Below are 17,913 nucleotides of genomic sequence, written 5' to 3'. Positions count from 1 at the left end.
TTTATCAGATTAAGAATAAATAAAAAAGAGAAGGAGAAAAATTTAATTCCCCTTCAGTCTATATTATAGAAATAATTCTCTATTCCATCAAATATGGCCTTTGCAACCTGCCATTTAAAGTCTTCATCCTTCAACTTTTTAACATCATTAGAATTTGTTAAAAACGCAACCTCTACTATTACCGCCGGCATCTCCGTATACTTTAAAACAACAAGGTTTGGCCTCTGAATTATCCCTCTGTCTGTAGTGTCCACCTCATTCATGATGGCATCATGTATAGATTGGGCCAAGGTACGATTATCTCTCATATCACCATTATAACCATTGGGGAAGTAAAGAACCTCTGTGCCACCTATTGACGGGTTATCATGGGCATTGTTATGGATACTGACAAATACCTCTGCTCCAATCTCATTGGCCAGCGAGACCCGATCCATAAGCTCAGGGTAACTGTCGTCCACCCTAGTCATATAAGTCTCATAACCGGCTTCCTGAAGCAGGTTATTTAATTTTAAAGAAATATCGAGGTTTACATCCTTCTCTTTCAACCCGTCGCTGGATGAGGCCCCGGGATCTTTGCCACCATGTCCTGGATCTATAACTACGACATGTTTCTTATTTGGGTCATACGGGAGAACATAAAAATAAATTTCCCCATTGTTCTTTTCTATTTTGTAGTCCATCTTATCATTTAAATCCACTACAACCCTTACCGTATTCTCATCAAACTGGCTCCAGCGAATTGATTTGATATTCCCATCATTGATACTAATCGTATTGTTACCCTTGGGGTTTTTCAAAAGAGCATTTGGTATATCTAAGACTATACGATAGGGATCTCTTAGTTTAAAGGCGTTATAGTAGACCCCATCAGTATCGATAATTACTGCATTCTTTTCCTCATCATATTTTATACTGTTTACCATCTGGGAACCAAAGAAGATATTGATGACCTTTTTATCATCAGACTCTGTTATCCTGTATTCCTGCACTGCTTCTAAATCTATAACTACCCTGGATACATATGGATTTTCTTTAAACTGAGAAACCCTTATCTGCCTTACTATGCCTGTCCCAACCGGCATCACGCCATTAGGCAGTCCCATAATACTATCCGGTATGTCGATGACCAGCCTGTCAGGGTTCTGCATAAGGAAACTGTTCTGCGAGATTGGCCCATCAGATATTATTGAAACCTGATACCCTGCATCTGTGGGGTAAAACTGAACATCTTTGATAGTGCTGTACCCATCTTTTGGTTCTGGCCTTTTAATCGTTACCGAATAAGCCACCTGGTCCCAGTCTACTTGAAGTTTAAATGCCTCTGCAACAAACCTCAATGGGACCATAGTCCTATCATTTACAATCATAGCGTTTGTATCCAGCTCAATGACGTTCCCGTTTAACTTTGCCTCTGATTTGCCTATGGGAAGCTCAATATAATTACCATTATACGATGCGTAGACAGTATTTGTCTTGCTGTCCCAATCCACCAGGGCACCAAGGTTTTCTGATATCACCCTTACAGGTACCATCGTCCTATCGTTGATTATGACAGGGGGAACATCGGAATCAATTTTATTACCGTCTATGTATATGCTTATCGGCGGCCCATTATACCACATTATGCTTGTGCCATTTATTACAAGCTTAACCCCCTTTTGCGCCGCAAGGACATTTTTCATCGGCAACAAAAGCTCCATAATTGTCATGAATAGTATGAGAAAAAGACTGGTCCTTTTAAGCATCTCTTCCCCCTTTCCCGCTTGAGCCTCTTACATTATAATCCATCATTATTACAAAAAGATTACAGAGGCATTACAAATAGGTTAATTTGTTATCACCTTGTATAATTCGTCAGATTTTGGTGGTTCTAATGGGAACTTGAGTGTGCCACTTTTTATATATCTCCCCTTCTTTACTATCCTCCCAACAACTGTCGCTTTTATTCCCTCTTTTTTAAGTTCTTCACTCAACAGTTTCTTTTCCGAAGTGGCAATCAAGAGACAGCCACTGGAAATAAGCCTCAATGGGTTTATCTTTAAATAATCACAGATAGCCCTGGTCTCTTCTGCTACCGGTATTTTATCCCCATAAACCTCTATACCTAAGCCGGATGAGTCTGCCATCTCCCAGAGAGCTCCAAGAACACCACCTTCTGTGGCATCATGCATCCTATTGACACCAACCCTGACAGCTATTTCGCCTTCTTTCAACACACTGATATCTTTAATCATATTCTTAGCTCTTTCAACTAACTCAGAGTCAAGATGCTTTTTTAACTCATCTTCCCTCTCGGTAGCAATTATAGCAGTGCCCTCAAGACCGGCAGTTTTGGTCATTATAATGTAATCTCCACTCTTTACAGTAAGCATGTTCATAACCCTGCTTTTTTTTGCCTTTCCAATGGCTGTGGTAGAAAGGACGGTCCTGGTCACTGCCGGAGTGATCTCGGTATGCCCTCCCACTATTGCTACGTTTAATTCCTCTGAGGCTTTGTCAGCCTGACTCATTATTTCATACAGCTCTGATTCTGTAGTACCTGGAGGCGCCATTATAGTCAGCATAAGCCCAAGTGGCTCCACGCCAGCTGCTATGACATCATTGCAAGCTATGTGCACCCCAAGCCAACCTATGTCTGACGAGGTACCTGTTATAGGATCTGTGGACAAAACGCACACATCCTCCCCAAAGTCAATGACTCCACAGTCCATACCTACCTGTGGAAATACAAGAACCTCATCTCTTTTAACCCTTATATTGGAAAACACAATCTCCGCCATAAGCTCGTTTGGCAGTTTGCCCGGTTGCATCATTTCTGTCCTCCCCTTAATATGTTTGATTTAGTTCATCTATTGTTACTATCCTGTGGTCAGTAATAATCGCTAAAAGCTTTATATCATTTGGCTTTATATCATTCATCATGAGCACTTCAGCATCATAATCGCTGCCTAAACAGCTTTTCTTCAACAGGTATTCCTTAAAGCTCATGGAATTTTCCCAGTATTCCTTAGCGATCTCTTTACCTTTATTATAAAGGAAGTCACTCAATGATGCAAATCCAGGTATATGATTCAATATAAATGGCTCATACAGATAGTTGGCTGTATTCTCATTGGCAACCCAGCAATAATCTTCATTAATCCTCACTGATAGAATTGCACTGTGTGAGTGCCACACTTGGCAATCCTTAAAGTTTAAACTGGCAAACACCGCCTTCTCCCTCATAACCCATCCAGGTACATTCATAGTCCGGTTTTTGTCCATAAACCTGTGAAAATCATGATACTTCCCCTTATAACTAAGCCTTCTATTAAACCTCAGGCCATATTTGAATATAGTTTTAAGATCAGATATAGAGGCTATGTGATACAGTAGATGCGTTTCATCATAGTCAGGAAACAGCAAGAAAACCCACCTCCTTTAGTATGATGGGCCTTTTAAAATTCATTTATTCAGATGAAATATCTATAAGACCGTTTTTATTCAGTAATTGTATAAACTTTATAAGCCGTTCATAAGTTGGTTTTGCTTCATCCCCAAACTCTCTCTCAATGATTAAACCAATTGTAGCTATTGACTTCTCTCCATCGCATAGAGTCCATACCCTGCTTCCCAACCTGTCCAGGTCCAGTGTTATAGTTTTAGGAGCATTGAACATGAATGCCAGTACCCTTTCCGCCAGTTTATTTCTTTCTATAATCAGGGTCACATTTCCATCCTCTCTGTTTCTCCAGTTTACATTATTTCGCCTTTTTGGAATGAATTCCAGAAAGTTTTTATCCTCTTTTTTTCTCATAAGCCATCACCTCTATATATTGTAAACTTTCCTCTCCAAGTCAATCAACATTATTTATGGACATTTGCACAAAATATATATGGAGGATGATGTATATGGTCAATATAAATTGTGTCGAGGACTGTATCTACCAGGAAATGGGTAAATGCACCTTAGAGTGCGTCGTCTCACTAGATAGTATTGACCCTGGTAAATGCACATACTTTGTTAAAAAAAACGGTAAAAAACTAAATCAAAATCAAAAGCATCGGCACAATAGCAGCAACTAATAATCTCATATCATAGCGGTTATAAAGTTAGATTTTACGAGGCCAATCAACTTCACTTCCGCTGCGGAGCGCATATAAAAAGGACGCCCAATGGCGTCCTTTTAATAAACTGCTATTGATTCTCCCAATATGCAAAGTGGAACCTCTTAAATCCTAAAGGATCAGCTATAACACCCTTCAGGCCTGGCTTTACACAGTATGGGTCTGTATAGAAATAAAGGGGTGCTACAGCCCAATCCTGACCAAGAAGCAGCTGCTGGGCATCATGCATAGCCTGCATCCTTTCTGCTTCGTTGTTTGTTTTCTTTGCTTTATCAATCAGGGCATCATACTCAGGATTTTTATATTGAGCATTGTTATTGCCACTGTTGGATGTAAAGAGGTCCAGCATCGTCATAGGATCGGTATAGTCAGCCAGCCATCCATCTCTGGCTATATCATAGTCTCCTCTTCTCCTTGTTTCCTGGAACACCTGCCACTCCTGGGAAGCAAGCTCAACCTCTACACCCAGGTTCTGCTTCCACATCTCCTGGAGTGCCTGAGCTATGTTCTGGTGCCCCTGGCCCTCGTTGTAGAGGTATGTGACCTTAGGGAAGCCCTTGCCGTCTGGATATCCTGCCTCTGCCAGAGCTTTCTTTGCCTCTTCAACGTTGGCTTTTGTGGCATCATAGAACGGACCCTGTACATCATGGAACTGCTTCGTTGGGTCAGCATCAGGGAAGCCGGGACCAACAAACGCATCAGCAGGTAACTGTCCACCCTTTGTTACGTTTTCGACTATAGCCTTTCTGTCTATTGCAAGCGAGAATGCCTTTCTTACCAAAGGATTGTTAAAAGGTGGTTTCTGATTATTAAAGTCAATATAGTATGTTCCAAGGTTTGCACCCAGTACGAATCCTGAATTGGGGTCATTCTGCAGCCTTGAAATCTCTTCAGAAGGCATATTGTCTATAACGTCTACCTCACCATTTTCATAGCTCGCAAGCATTGTGCTTTCGTCAGTCATCTCAGTGAATATCAACTTATCCGGTTTTATGGCATCCTTATTCCAGTAGTTCTCATTCTTTACCATGGTTATATGGTCCTGATAGACCATTTCCGACACTTTAAAGGCACCATTTCCAATATAGGTATCTGCCTGCTGTGCCCACTTATCACCATATTTCTCAACTATATCCTGCCTTACAGGGAACAGCGTCGGGAAAGCAAATATCTGGAGAATGTATGGTGTAGGAGCCTCCAGTGTAACCTCAATTGTGTAGTCATCCACTACCTTTATACCGAGGTCGTCAGCCGTGGCTTTACCCTCGTTGAAGGCCTGGCCATTCTTGATGTAGTAGAGCTGATAAGCATACTCAGCACCTGTAGCTGGGTCTAAAGCCCTCTTCCATGCATAAGCGAAATCCTTGGCTGTCACAGGCTGCCCGTCTGACCACTTGGCATTCTTTCTCAGGTGGAATGTCCAGACGAGACCGTCATTAGAAACCTCCCATTTCTCTGCCACACCAGGTACCGGCTGCTGGTGCTCATCCAGGTTTACAAGTCCCTCAAAGGTGTGAAGAATGACATTGGCACCATCAACGGCACTGTTTAGCGCTGGGTCAATAGTCTCAGGTTGGGCACCAAGGTTATAACGTATAACCGTTTCCTTCTTCTGTTGAGCCTGCTGCTCAGGCTTTTGTGTACCGCTACTGCATCCTGCTATGGCAACTGAGAGCACCATAAGCGCAGCCAACAACACTATCAAACTCTTCTTCTTCAAGTTTACCCCCTCCAAATTAATTTATTTTTTTAATACTGTCCAACAGGACAGTAAAAATTATACTCTAAATTAAATTTATGACTATTTTGGATAGGTTTTACGCACAAACACCTTATGATGATTATACAGCATCTCTTTATCATAATCAATTATTTTTTAATGAGATAACATGCCACATAATGGCCTCCACCAACATCCACAAGTTCTGGGTCCTTTTCACTACAAATATCCATGGCATATGGGCATCTCCCCTTGAACCTGCACCCAGGTGGCGGGTCAATAGGACTTGGCACATCCCCCTCAAGCAAAATCCTCTGTCTACTCTTGGCTATCTGCGGGTCTGGTATAGGTATGGCAGATAACAGCGCTTGGGTATAAGGGTGCAGAGGGTGCTGGTATAGCTCCTCACTGGGTGCTGTCTCCACCAGTTGCCCGAGATACATAACGCCCACATCATCAGATATATGTCTCACCATAGAAAGGTCATGAGCTATAAACAGATAGGTAAGTCCCATCCTATCCTGCAGGTCTTCCAGCATATTGACTATCTGTGCCTGTATGGATACATCCAGTGCAGATATAGGCTCGTCACATACAATAAACTCAGGTTCTACAGCCAAAGACCTCGCTATGCCTATCCTCTGCCTTTGCCCCCCAGAAAACTCATGGGGGTACCGGCTGGCGTGGTCATCATTCAAACCCACAAGCCTCAACAGCTCTTTAATCCTGTCTTCTCTGTCCTTTCCTGAGGCAAGGTGATGTATGTCTAAAGGTTCACCGATAATATCCGCAACGGTCATCCTTGAATCTAAAGAGGCATACGGATCCTGAAAAATAATCTGCATGCTTCTTCTCAGTGGAAGCATCTTTTTACTGTCATATCCTGTTATATCTTCACCCTTGTAAATGATATGACCGCCTGTCGGTTCATAAAGCTTGATAATAGTCCTTCCCGCTGTGGTTTTGCCACAACCACTTTCACCCACAAGACCCATCGTTTTTCCTCGTTCTATCTTAAACGATACATTGTCAACAGCTTTCAGTACTGATGGCCTTCCACCAAACAGACCCTTGCGACTAAAGAAATACTTCTTTAACCCCTGTACTTCAAGAATTGTCTCAGGCATTTCTCCTTACCCCCTTCTCAGAAAAATCCACCTCTGGAGCGTCGGGATGGAGAAGCCAGCACATGGACCTATGGCCTTCAGCCACCTCATACATCTCAGGCATTTTTTCAACACATATTCTCATTGCGTATTCACAGCGGGCTGCAAACGGGCATCCAACTGGTGGCTTTAAAAGGTCAGGTGGTGATCCATCTATCGGCACAAGTCTTTCACGTATTCCAATAGAGATTTTGGGTATAGAGTTTAACAAACCCCAGGTATATGGATGTCTCGGCCTGTAAAATATATCATCAGTAGTGCCTTCCTCAACAATGACACCGCCATACATTACCATGATACGATCGCAGAGGTCAGCCACCACACCCAAGTCATGGGTAATTAATATGATTGCCGTATTAAGCCTCTCCCTTAGATCCTTCATCAAGTCTAAAATTTGGGCCTGTATTGTAACATCAAGGGCAGTAGTCGGCTCATCAGCTATAAGCAGTTTTGGCTCACAGGACAGTGCCATGGCTATCATAACCCTCTGTCTCATGCCACCTGAAAACTCGTGGGGATACTGTGACAGTCTCTTCTCGGGATTGGATATCCCAACCATTCTGAGCATCTCTACTGCTCTCTTCTTTGCTTCGGCATTACTCATATGGGGATTGTGTATCTTTATTATCTCCATCACCTGGTATCCTATGGTCAAAACGGGGTTTAACGATGTCATAGGGTCCTGGAATATCATACTTATTTCCTTACCCCTCACTGACCTCATTTCCTGCTCGCTTAGCTTCAAGAGGTCAACCCCATTGAATATGACCTCTCCCTCATCAATAATACCCGACTCCGATGGTAAGAGGCGCAGAATGGAAAGATTTGTAACGCTTTTCCCACTTCCTGATTCACCCACTATACCTATGGCCTCTCCCTCATCTACATGAAAGCTGATACCCCTAACAGCCTTTACCTTCCCAGCATAGGTAGAAAACGAAGTGTGTAAATTCCTTACTTCCAGTAATTTTGCCAATTCTTTTGCCCCCCTATTTCCTCATTTTTGGATCCAGTGCATCTCTTAAACCATCGCCAAAAAAGCTGAATGCAAGCATTGTTATTGTAATTGCAAGTGCCGGGAAAAATAGTTCATGGGGAGCTGTCCTCAAGGCTGGAAGGGCATCATTGCACAGAACACCCCAGCTTGCCTCTGGAGCACTTACGCCTAAGCCTATAAAGCTTAAAAATGCTTCATTAAAGATTGCGTTCGGTATCTGCATGGTCGCCACAACTATTATTGGCCCTAATGAGTTGGGGATAAGATGCCTCAGAAGTATCCTCCTGCTGTCGGCACCCAAAGCTTTGGCAGCCAACACGAATTCCTGTTCTTTTAAACTCAGTACCTGACCCCTGACCTGTCTGGCCATCCCAAGCCAGGATGTGGCACCCAGGGCAATAATAACACTATTAAAACCAGGTCCTATTATCAGCATCAAAAGTATTACATAAAGGGTGCTGGGTATAATATATAATACATCAACAATCCTCATCATAACTGTGTCAACCATGCCACCAACATAGCCTGAAATTCCACCATAGAGGATTCCTATAACAAGGGTACATGCCGCTACTATAAATCCTATGCTGAGGGAAATCCTCGCTCCATAGAATACCCTTGTCATAAGGTCTCTACCGAGGTTATCCATACCAAATGGATGGGCAGACGAGGGCGGCTGATTCGCCATGGAAAGTGTCTGATCAGAATATGTGTATGGCGATATCATCGGTCCAAAGATAGCAATTAGTATGATTGCTATTAGCACATACATACCTATCATGGCCAGTCTGTTTTTCCTCAACCTTCTCCATGCGTCCTGCCAGAAAGTCATGGAGGGCCTTACAATCTCCTCAGATGTTTTTTCTTCCTTAGGCAGTCTCTCAAAATAGTTCTCAGCAAGTTCCAACTCTATCCCTCCTCAATCCGCAAGCTTGATCCTTGGGTCAATGAACACATAGACAATATCAACTATGAGGTTCATGATTACCAGAAATGCACCATAAAATATTGTTACACCCATTATTGTAGTGTAATCCCTGTTAGAAACACTATCTACAAACTGCCTACCCATACCTGGAATGGCAAATATCTTTTCAATAACAAAACTGCCTGTCAGCACAGCCGCAATCAGTGGACCCAGGACAGTAACAATAGGAATTAATGAGTTCTTCAGCGCATGCTTTATAACTACGGAAGTCTCGCTCAAGCCCTTCGCCCTGGCTGTCCTTATATAGTCCTGGCCCATGACATCCAGCATGGAAGACCTTGTAAGCCTTGCTATAAAGGAGACATTATATGCCGAAAGTGCTATGGTAGGCATTATCTTGTGCTGCCATGAAAGCCACCTGGCTGCAGGTAAAATACCCAACCTTGATGAGAAAATATATATAAACAGTGTGGCCAGCACAAAGCTCGGCACCGCAACGCCAAGGGTAGCCATAAACATAACTGTATGATCCTGCCAGTGATACTGTCTCAGTGCTGATATGATACCGGCAGGTATCCCCACAAAAAGCATCAACAGGATAGCATAGGAACCCAATTCAGCAGAAATAGGAAACCCGGCTTCAATAAGGTCATTGACGGTCCTGCCTGGATACTTGTATGAAGGTCCCAAGTCACCTTTCAATAAACCGGCCCAATAGTCAAAATACTGCTGATACAATGGTTTATTCAGACCATACTTGGCTTCGATATTAGCCTTGATCTGCGGTGGAAGATTCTTCTCTGAAGCAAATGGCCCGCCAGGGATGGCATGCATCAAGATAAACGTAATAGTAATAACAACTACCATCGTTAACACCATGGCGAATACACGTTGCAGGATGTACCTTGTCATTAAATTTCCCCTCTCCTTTCCAATTTTCCCTCCTAAAACTTATATTGTATCTTTTGTTGGGTAAGTTATATAGTATATATTAAACATTTACCCTAAAAATCCTCCTTAAAATTTATCAACCTCCTAAAAAATTTTACTTTATCTAACATTTATTAACTCTATTTTATAAAAATACACAGATAACGATATTAAAACTTATAAGCAGGTTATATGACATCTGATATGTTAATAATTATACTTCATTTCCTTCAAGATCTCAATTATTTTTAATATATCAATTCTTGCTTATCTTGCTTAATTCTTCCTTCATTATTTCATTTATCATCTGTGGGTTTGCCTTACCCTTAGTCTCTTTCATCACCTGGCCTATCAAAAAGCCCATGGCCTTTTCCTTACCACCGAGGAAATCCTCTACCGATTTAGGATTATTTTTAATAGTCTTAATTACAATCTCGCGTAAGGCACCTTCATCACTGATCTGGGCCAGTCCCTCCTTCCTTACTATATCATCCGGATTCTCGCCGGTCTTAAACATGATGTCAAACACCCTCTTGGCTATACTTATACTTATGGTGCCATCATCTACAAGTTCTTGCAGCATGACAAGCTGCTCTGGTTTCACAGGAAGATTTGATGCTTCTATATCTGAATCCTTCATCGCCCTCAGTATCTCTCCCATCACCCAGTTGCTTATAGTCTTTGGATTGTCATAGAGTTCCACACACCTCTCAAAAAAGTCAGATAGGGCCTTATCTGAGGTTATGACTCCTGCATCATACGGCGGAAGCCCTAAGTCATTTATAAACCTCTCTCTTTTTTGCTGTGGAAGCTCCGGTATATTGCGTCTTATGTCCTCTATCCATTCATCATCTACCACTATAGGCACAATATCAGGCTCAGGAAAGTATCGGTAGTCGTGGGCCTCCTCTTTAGAACGCATGGATACAGTTATACCTTTGTTTTCGTCCCAGCGCCTTGTCTCCTGGGTTATCTCCTCACCGTTTTTAATTGCTTCAGCCTGTCTCTTAAACTCATACTCCAGTGCCCTATAGACAGCCCTAAAAGAATTGAGGTTTTTAAGCTCTACCTTTGTCCCAAAGGCAGAACTACCTACAGGTCTTACTGATATATTCGTATCAACACGTAAAGAACCCTCCTGCATCTTGCAGTCAGATACCTCTGTGTACTCCAGTATGCTCTTGAGCTTTGCAAGGTACAGCCTGGCCTCTTCCGGTGTCCTCATGTCCGGGTAAGACACGATTTCAATAAGAGGCACCCCTGTCCTGTTATAGTCTACAAGGGAGCTGCCGGCGCCTTCATCATGGATAAGTTTTCCAGCATCCTCTTCTAAATGCACCCTTATTATGCCTATTTTCTTTACACCATTCTCTGTCTCTATCTCCACATACCCATCCCTGCATAAAGGGAGGTCATACTGAGAAATCTGGTACGCTTTTGGCAGATCCGGATAAAAATAATTCTTCCTGTCCATCTTGCTGAATCTTGCTATATTGCAGTTTAATGCCAGTCCCGCCCTTATAGCATATTCTACAGCTTTTTTGTTTAGAACAGGCAATGTCCCCGGCAATCCAAGACATACAGGGCAACAGTGGGTATTAGGCTCTCCACCGAATTCTGTGGTACAGCTGCAAAATATCTTAGACTCCGTCAAAAGCTCTGCATGAACCTCCAATCCTATTACCGCTTCAAACTCCATTTATCTCACCTCCGGTCTTAATTTACCAGTACTTTCCTGTACGGCATAGGCAGTCCTCAGTATGGTCTTCTCATCAAAAGGCTTGCCTATTATTTGTAGTCCGACAGGTAGGCCGCTGGCCAGGCCACATGGAACCGATATGGCAGGTAACCCCGCAATATTTATAGGCACGGTAAGGATATCGGCCAGGTACATCTCTAATGGATTCGACTTCTCTCCAAACCTGAAGGCCACCGTTGGTGACGTTGGAGAGATAAGCACATCGTATTTCTCAAAGGCCCTGTCAAAGTCGTTCTTTATAAGCGTCCTTACCTTTAGCGCCTTTTTATAATAAGCATCATAATATCCAGAACTCAATACATAGGTGCCAAGCATTATCCTGCGCTTTACCTCTTTCCCGAAACCTTCACTCCTGGAACGGGCATAGAGGTCTATCAGGTCATCATACTCTGAGGCCCTGTGCCCATATCTTATCCCGTCATACCTTGCCAGGTTTGAGCTGGCCTCCGCTGACGAAATAATATAATACGCAGCCAAAGCATATTCACTGTACGGAAGGCTTGTCTCCTCCACAAAGGCACCAAGGCCCTCTAACCTTTTAACCATAGCAAGGACCGACTCCCTTACATCACTGCTGACGCCCTCACCATAATACTCCTTTGGCAGACCTATCTTAAGTCCCTTAATACCATCCCTTATCCCATCCAGAAAACAATTTTCTCTCCCGGGGACTGACGTGGAGTCCATCTCATCTTGTCCGGCAATGACACTCAAAAGCATTGCAGCATCTTCCACATCCCTTGCAAACGGCCCTATCTGATCCAGCGAAGAAGCAAAGGCCACAAGCCCATATCTGGAGACACGCCCATATGTAGGTTTTAACCCCACAACTCCACAAAACGAGGCAGGCTGCCTTATAGAACCACCGGTATCAGAACCTAATGCTGCAGGGACTTCTGATGCAGCCACTGCCGCCGCAGAACCTCCGCTGGAGCCACCAGGCACCCTGTCAAAGTTCCACGGATTTACTGTCTTTTTAAAAGCTGAATTTTCTGTGGATGAACCCATGGCAAATTCATCCATGTTTGTTTTCCCAACAATTATAGCCCCGGCTTCCTTTAACTTTTTCACAACTGTAGCATCATAAGGCGGGACAAAATTCTCCAGCATCTTTGATGCGCATGTGGTTTTAGTACCCTCTGTACATATATTATCCTTTATTGCCACCGGGATACCCAGAAGTGCGGCACTTTTGCCATCTCTCCTCAACCTATCAGCCTTTTCAGCAGCCTTAAGTGCGCCCTCTTTGTCCACATACAGAAATGCCCCGATAGCCCCATCTTTCTTATCTATATTCTCTATTATACTTTCTGTAAGCTCCACAGAATTCGTCTCACCCTTGTCAAGAATGGAAATGAGTTCATGAACACTGTATTCGTATAACTCCATCATAAACCTCCTCAATCAAAGACTTTTGGCACTTCAAAAAAGCCATCTTTTTTATAATCCGTGTTGGATAATACCCTGTCCCTGTCCATAGACTGCCTTACGATATCCTCTCTAAAGACGTTATTTAGCGGAAGCACATGTGCTGTCTGCTCCACATCTTCAGTGTTTAACTCCTGAAGTTTTGTCACATACCCTACTATTTGAGAAAGGTCTTCACGCAGGTCTTCCATGGCCTTATCGTCAAGATAAAGCCTGGCCAGCTTTGCAACATAATCCACTGTCTGTCTATCGATCTCCATTTACAACCCTCCAATCATTATTGATTCCACTGTACAAAGTCTATATTAGCATGTTAGCAGCACTAAATAGCAATCATCTTTTTAAAATCATCCTCGCTAATTATAGTCACATTGAGCTCTCTTGCTTTGTCCAGTTTAGACCCCGGGTTTTCACCACAAATCAGATAGTTAGTCTTTTTGCTCACGCTTCCTGTCACCTTGCCACCAAGTTGTTCAATAATGTTTGCCGCCTCCTCCCTGGTAAAGTCTTTCAGAGTACCTGTTATCACAAAGGTCTTGCCAGCCAGCAAAGTCTCATGAACTTCTTCTATCTTTCTCGTATTGACACCCGCTTCAATAAGCCTGTTAATGATAGCAATGTTTTGTTTCTCAGAGAAAAAATCAACTATGCTTTCGGCTATCTTTGGCCCTATCTCAGGTATTGAGGTAAGTTCTTCAGCACCTGCCTTCATGAGGCTCTTAATGTCCTTATATGCCTCAGCAAGAATTTTTGCTGCTTTACTGCCCACCAATCTTATGCCAAGACCATTTATAAGCCTATCTAAGTCCCTTCCCTTGCTATCTTCAATGGCATTTATCAGGTTTTCTGCAGACTTTTTCCCCATCCTCTCAAGGTTTAATATATCCTGATATCCTATATAATAAATGTCGGCAATGTTTTTTACAAGTCCTTTATCTACTAATTGTGAAATTACAGCAGGGCCCATTCCATCAATATCCATAGCCTCTTTAGAGGCAAAGTGTTCAAGCTGTCTTTTTATCTGAGCGGGACAGCTCAACCCAGTACAGCGTGTCACAGCTTCTCCAGGCAGCCTGACCACTTTTGCACCACACTCCGGACACGTATCAGGCATAGCAAAGTCTTTCTCTTCGCCCGTTCGTTCTTCTATTAGTGGTTCAACGACCTCAGGGATTATCTCACCTGCCTTCCGGATATATACCCAGTCACCTATCTTTATGTCCTTCATCTTTATATAATCCTCATTGTGCAATGTAGCCCTGCTAATAGTAGAACCTGCCAGTTTAACCGGTTCGAGGAGGGCTGTTGGTGTTAGTGCCCCTGTCCTTCCCACCTGCACTATTATATCCTTTATTCTGGTCTTTGCCATTTCAGCAGGATACTTGTACGCTATAGCCCATCTGTATGATTTAGAAGTGCTGCCCAGGATCTCCCTTTTAGCCAGGTCATTTACCTTTATCACCAGACCATCTACAGCAAAATCCAGTTCATTTCTTTTTGATTCCCATATATGTACCTGCTCAAGGACCTGGTCAATATTATCGCATTTCACATAATACGGGATTATTTTTAACCCCATCTCCTTTAAATATTCCAGTGTTTCTATATGGGTTGTAAAATTCTTTCCCTCCACCCTCTGCAGGTTAAATATAAAAATATCTAAATTTCTAGATGCCGTTATTTTTGGATCAAGCTGTCTTAACGAACCAGCAGCCGCATTTCGAGGATTGGCAAAGAGGGGCTCTCCATTTTGTTCACGGAGTTCATTGAGCATCAAAAAGCTCCTCTTTGGCATGTATACCTCTCCGCGCACCTCAAGAGAGACTGGTTCTTCTAATTTTAGCGGTATAGACCTTATGGTTTTAAGATTCGCCGTAACGTCTTCCCCTACAAAACCATTGCCCCTTGTAGCCCCCTGTACAAATATACCATTTTCGTATCTCAATGCACAGGAAAGACCATCTATCTTCACTTCAACAACATATTCTGTGTCTCCAACCTCTCTTCTCACCCTTCTGTCAAAATCTCTCAGCTCGCCTTCATCGAACACATCGCTAAGGCTCAGGAGCGGTAAAGTATGAACATATTCTGCAAACCCCTCTAACACCTCTCCCCCTACCCTTTGTGTAGGAGAATCCGGCGTGAGATATTCTGGATATTGTCTCTCTAACTCAATGAGTTCCCTCATCAAATTGTCAAATTCTGCATCGGATATCTCCGGAGAATCAAGTACATAATACATATAATTGTGATGGTTTATTATATCCCTTAGTTCATTTATCCTCTTGGCGGCCTGCTCTTTGTCCATACTAACCCTCCTCGACTTTTAATGGCGCAATGTTGGCAGACAATCTCTTCAAACCAACGCTCTGGAACACTATGGCAAGCTCCTTGTCGCTACCCATATCCTTAACCTGGACAATTATTCCAGAACCCCACATCTTATGCATAACCTTCATACCCACAGCATATTTTTCTTTACTTGAGGCTACCTTCCCCGGCTCTTCAACAGACATGCTGCGTTTTTTAAAAGGCTCTTTGGCAAAATCCGGTATATCAATCTCTTTAATGAATCGCGAGGGGATACATACCATTGTTCTGCCATAAAGATTTCTCGTCCTTGCATAAGTCATAATAAGCCTCTCTTTGGCCCTGGTAACAGCCACATAGCAAAGACGCCTCTCTTCCTCCATGTCTTCATCATTGTCCAAAGCTCTTGATATGGGAAAAAGCCCGTCTTCCATGCCAACCATAAACACCACAGGAAACTCTAAACCCTTGGCAGAATGTACAGTCATCATGACAACACCCTCTCCATCTTCTAAGGAGTCAATATCGGAAACCAACGCCAAATTGGCGAGGAAGTCCTCCAGCACTAGATCGGGGTTATCTTTTTCAAACTCTTTAGCTGCACCAATAAACTCATTCAGGTTTTCAATCCTTGATTCAGATTCAGGTGTATTCTCACTCTTTAATATCTCCAGATAGCCTGTCTTTTGAAGCACCAGCTCCACCAATGCCGAGATGGACACATCATCCTTAAAACTTATAAGTTGGTCCATTATGTTTACAAAAGATAAGACGCCCTTCACCTGTCTTGCCGATAGATCGGTATCACCTGCAAATTTTGCGGCCTCATAAAGTGATATGCCATTACTTCTTGCATACTCCGTGAGCTGTTCTATGGTTTTTTCTCCAATCCCCCTTGATGGTTCGTTGATTATCCTCAGCAGGCTTACCTCATCTGACGGGTCCTGTATAACCCGCAAATAAGACATTATGTCCTTTATCTCTTTCCTTTCATAAAATCTCAAACTGCCCACTACTCTGTAGCCAATCTGATACTGTGCCAGCTCTTCCTCAAAAGCCCTGGACTGGGCATTGGTCCTGTATAATATAACTATATCAGAGGAAGAATAACCTCTATTAATTAAATCAATAATGCTGGAAACAACATACCGTGCCTCCATGCGCTCGTCTTCAGCCTTATAAAGTACGATATCCGGGCCACCCTCGTATTCAGTCCAAAGCTTTTTACCCTTTCTGCCCTTATTATGTGCTATAAGGTTATTGGCAGCGTTTAAGATCTTCTGTGTAGAACGATAATTTTGTTCCAGTTTTATCACCTTAGCGTTAGGAAAATCCCTTTCAAAGTCCAATATATTCCTTATATCAGCCCCCCTAAAACCATATATGCTTTGGTCATCGTCACCAACAACACAGATGTTGTTGTACCTTTTAGACAAAATCTTTATGAGTTCATACTGGGCCCGGTTTGTATCCTGATATTCATCAACAAGTATATAGCGAAACATGTTCTGGTACTGAAGAAGAAAATCTTCATGCACCTTAAAAAGTTCCACAGTCTTCATTATAAGGTCATCAAAATCCATAGCGTTTAGTTGTTTAAGACGCCTTTGATACTCCCTGTATATACTTGCCACATTCTTACTGCGAAAGTCGTTAGCTGTTTCTTTTTCAAAGGTATCTGGATCCATCAGACTGTCCTTTGCCCTGGATATGGTATGCAGCAATCCCTTTGGTTCGTAATATTTAGGATCGAGGTTAAGCTCTTTCAAACAGGACCTTATCAAGGAAATGGAATCAGATGTATCATATATGACAAAGCTCCGTTTATATCCAAGCCTTTCCGCTCCATCGCGCAATATCCTGACGCAGGCCGAATGAAAGGTTGAAATCCACATATTTTTCACTGATGCATTAAGCAGCTTTTCCACCCTGTCCTTCATCTCACTGGCGGCCTTGTTGGTAAATGTTATAGCCAATATATTGTATGGTGACACTTTCTTTACGTTTATCAGATAAGCAATCCTATGAGTCAAAACTCTCGTTTTTCCACTCCCTGCCCCTGCAATAATTAAAAGTGGTCCATCAGTAGTAGTCACTGCTTCCTTCTGCGGGCCGTTTAACCCTTCTAAAATATCCATAAGACTCACCTCAACAAAAAACCTGAGGTTACCCCCAGGTCAGCTTTTCTTTTTTTGCTCTAACCTGTCTAATATAATATTATAACCGTCTGAGCCATAATTCAAATACCTATTTACCCTGCTTATGGTAGCCGTACTTGCCCCTGTTTTATCTGCTATCTCCACGTAGGTCTTTTTTTCTCTGAGCATTTTTGCAACCTGCCATCTCTGTGCCATCTCTTTGATTTCATTTATCGTGCATAAATCCTCAAAAAATCTGTAACATTCCTCCACATCTTTAAGCTCCAGTATAGCCTCAAAAAGCTCATCCACAGCCTCACTCTTGAGTTTTGATTCATACATGGTTTTCCCTCCTTGAAAATATTATACAGAAAATTCATTAAAACTTCAATAGGCTAAAGCAAAATGTTTTAAAAATAATTGGGTA

At 42.6% G+C, this 17,913-nt stretch carries 15 protein-coding genes; all 15 read right to left on the bottom strand.

From position 1 onward, the window contains the following. Nucleotides 1-53: 53 nt before the first annotated feature. Complete coding sequence (locus FWJ32_RS08160) at nucleotides 54-1,748, bottom strand: N-acetylmuramoyl-L-alanine amidase family protein (protein ID WP_149545472.1); 1,695 nt, start codon at nucleotides 1,746-1,748, stop codon at nucleotides 54-56. A gap of 81 nt (nucleotides 1,749-1,829) precedes the next feature. Next, nucleotides 1,830-2,813, bottom strand: a complete 984-nt coding sequence (locus FWJ32_RS08155; protein ID WP_149545526.1) for an AIR synthase family protein — start codon at nucleotides 2,811-2,813, stop codon at nucleotides 1,830-1,832. Between the two features lie 16 nt (nucleotides 2,814-2,829). Further along, a complete protein-coding gene (locus FWJ32_RS08150) occupies nucleotides 2,830-3,408 on the bottom strand; it encodes a hypothetical protein (RefSeq protein ID WP_149545471.1) in 579 nt (192 codons plus the stop codon). A gap of 43 nt (nucleotides 3,409-3,451) precedes the next feature. Further along, the gene (locus FWJ32_RS08145; protein ID WP_149545470.1) at nucleotides 3,452-3,799 is read right to left on the bottom strand and encodes a PqqD family protein; all 348 of its coding nucleotides are present in this window, start codon (nucleotides 3,797-3,799) and stop codon (nucleotides 3,452-3,454) included. A gap of 381 nt (nucleotides 3,800-4,180) precedes the next feature. Continuing rightward, nucleotides 4,181-5,830: a peptide ABC transporter substrate-binding protein gene (locus FWJ32_RS08140; RefSeq protein ID WP_203227636.1), complete on the bottom strand. Its 1,650-nt coding sequence runs from the start codon at nucleotides 5,828-5,830 to the stop codon at nucleotides 4,181-4,183. Nucleotides 5,831-5,979: 149 nt separating this feature from the next. Next, on the bottom strand, nucleotides 5,980-6,957 hold the full coding sequence (locus FWJ32_RS08135) for an ABC transporter ATP-binding protein (protein WP_149545469.1): 978 nt from the start codon (nucleotides 6,955-6,957) through the stop codon (nucleotides 5,980-5,982). Further along, a complete protein-coding gene (locus tag FWJ32_RS08130; RefSeq protein ID WP_149545468.1) occupies nucleotides 6,950-7,972 on the bottom strand; it encodes an ABC transporter ATP-binding protein in 1,023 nt (340 codons plus the stop codon). The genes FWJ32_RS08135 and FWJ32_RS08130 overlap by 8 nt, the downstream gene beginning before the upstream one ends. Nucleotides 7,973-7,985: 13 nt before the next feature. After that, a complete protein-coding gene (locus FWJ32_RS08125; protein ID WP_149545467.1) occupies nucleotides 7,986-8,900 on the bottom strand; it encodes an ABC transporter permease in 915 nt (304 codons plus the stop codon). A gap of 12 nt (nucleotides 8,901-8,912) precedes the next feature. Next, nucleotides 8,913-9,833: an ABC transporter permease gene (locus FWJ32_RS08120; RefSeq protein WP_149545466.1), complete on the bottom strand. Its 921-nt coding sequence runs from the start codon at nucleotides 9,831-9,833 to the stop codon at nucleotides 8,913-8,915. A gap of 274 nt (nucleotides 9,834-10,107) precedes the next feature. Then, the gene (gatB, locus tag FWJ32_RS08115) at nucleotides 10,108-11,550 is read right to left on the bottom strand and encodes an Asp-tRNA(Asn)/Glu-tRNA(Gln) amidotransferase subunit GatB (protein WP_149545465.1); all 1,443 of its coding nucleotides are present in this window, start codon (nucleotides 11,548-11,550) and stop codon (nucleotides 10,108-10,110) included. Then, nucleotides 11,551-12,999 (bottom strand): Asp-tRNA(Asn)/Glu-tRNA(Gln) amidotransferase subunit GatA, encoded by a 1,449-nt coding sequence (gene gatA, locus FWJ32_RS08110; RefSeq protein WP_149545464.1) that lies wholly within the window; start codon nucleotides 12,997-12,999, stop codon nucleotides 11,551-11,553. Nucleotides 13,000-13,010: 11 nt separating this feature from the next. After that, the gene (gene gatC / locus FWJ32_RS08105; RefSeq protein WP_149545463.1) at nucleotides 13,011-13,298 is read right to left on the bottom strand and encodes an Asp-tRNA(Asn)/Glu-tRNA(Gln) amidotransferase subunit GatC; all 288 of its coding nucleotides are present in this window, start codon (nucleotides 13,296-13,298) and stop codon (nucleotides 13,011-13,013) included. Nucleotides 13,299-13,360: 62 nt separating this feature from the next. Then, nucleotides 13,361-15,346 (bottom strand): NAD-dependent DNA ligase LigA, encoded by a 1,986-nt coding sequence (gene ligA / locus FWJ32_RS08100; protein ID WP_149545462.1) that lies wholly within the window; start codon nucleotides 15,344-15,346, stop codon nucleotides 13,361-13,363. Between the two features lies 1 nt (nucleotide 15,347). Continuing rightward, the gene (gene pcrA / locus FWJ32_RS08095) at nucleotides 15,348-17,486 is read right to left on the bottom strand and encodes a DNA helicase PcrA (protein ID WP_149545461.1); all 2,139 of its coding nucleotides are present in this window, start codon (nucleotides 17,484-17,486) and stop codon (nucleotides 15,348-15,350) included. A 39-nt stretch (nucleotides 17,487-17,525) separates the two neighbouring features. Continuing rightward, the gene (locus FWJ32_RS08090) at nucleotides 17,526-17,828 is read right to left on the bottom strand and encodes a YerC/YecD family TrpR-related protein (protein ID WP_149545460.1); all 303 of its coding nucleotides are present in this window, start codon (nucleotides 17,826-17,828) and stop codon (nucleotides 17,526-17,528) included. Between the last annotated feature and the right edge of the window lie 85 nt (nucleotides 17,829-17,913).

This window comes from Calorimonas adulescens (genome assembly GCF_008274215.1).
GTDB lineage: Bacteria > Bacillota > Thermoanaerobacteria > Thermoanaerobacterales > UBA4877 > Calorimonas > Calorimonas adulescens.
The sequence above is the reverse complement of the archived record's forward strand: the minus strand, read 5'-3'. Positions and strand labels throughout refer to the sequence as shown.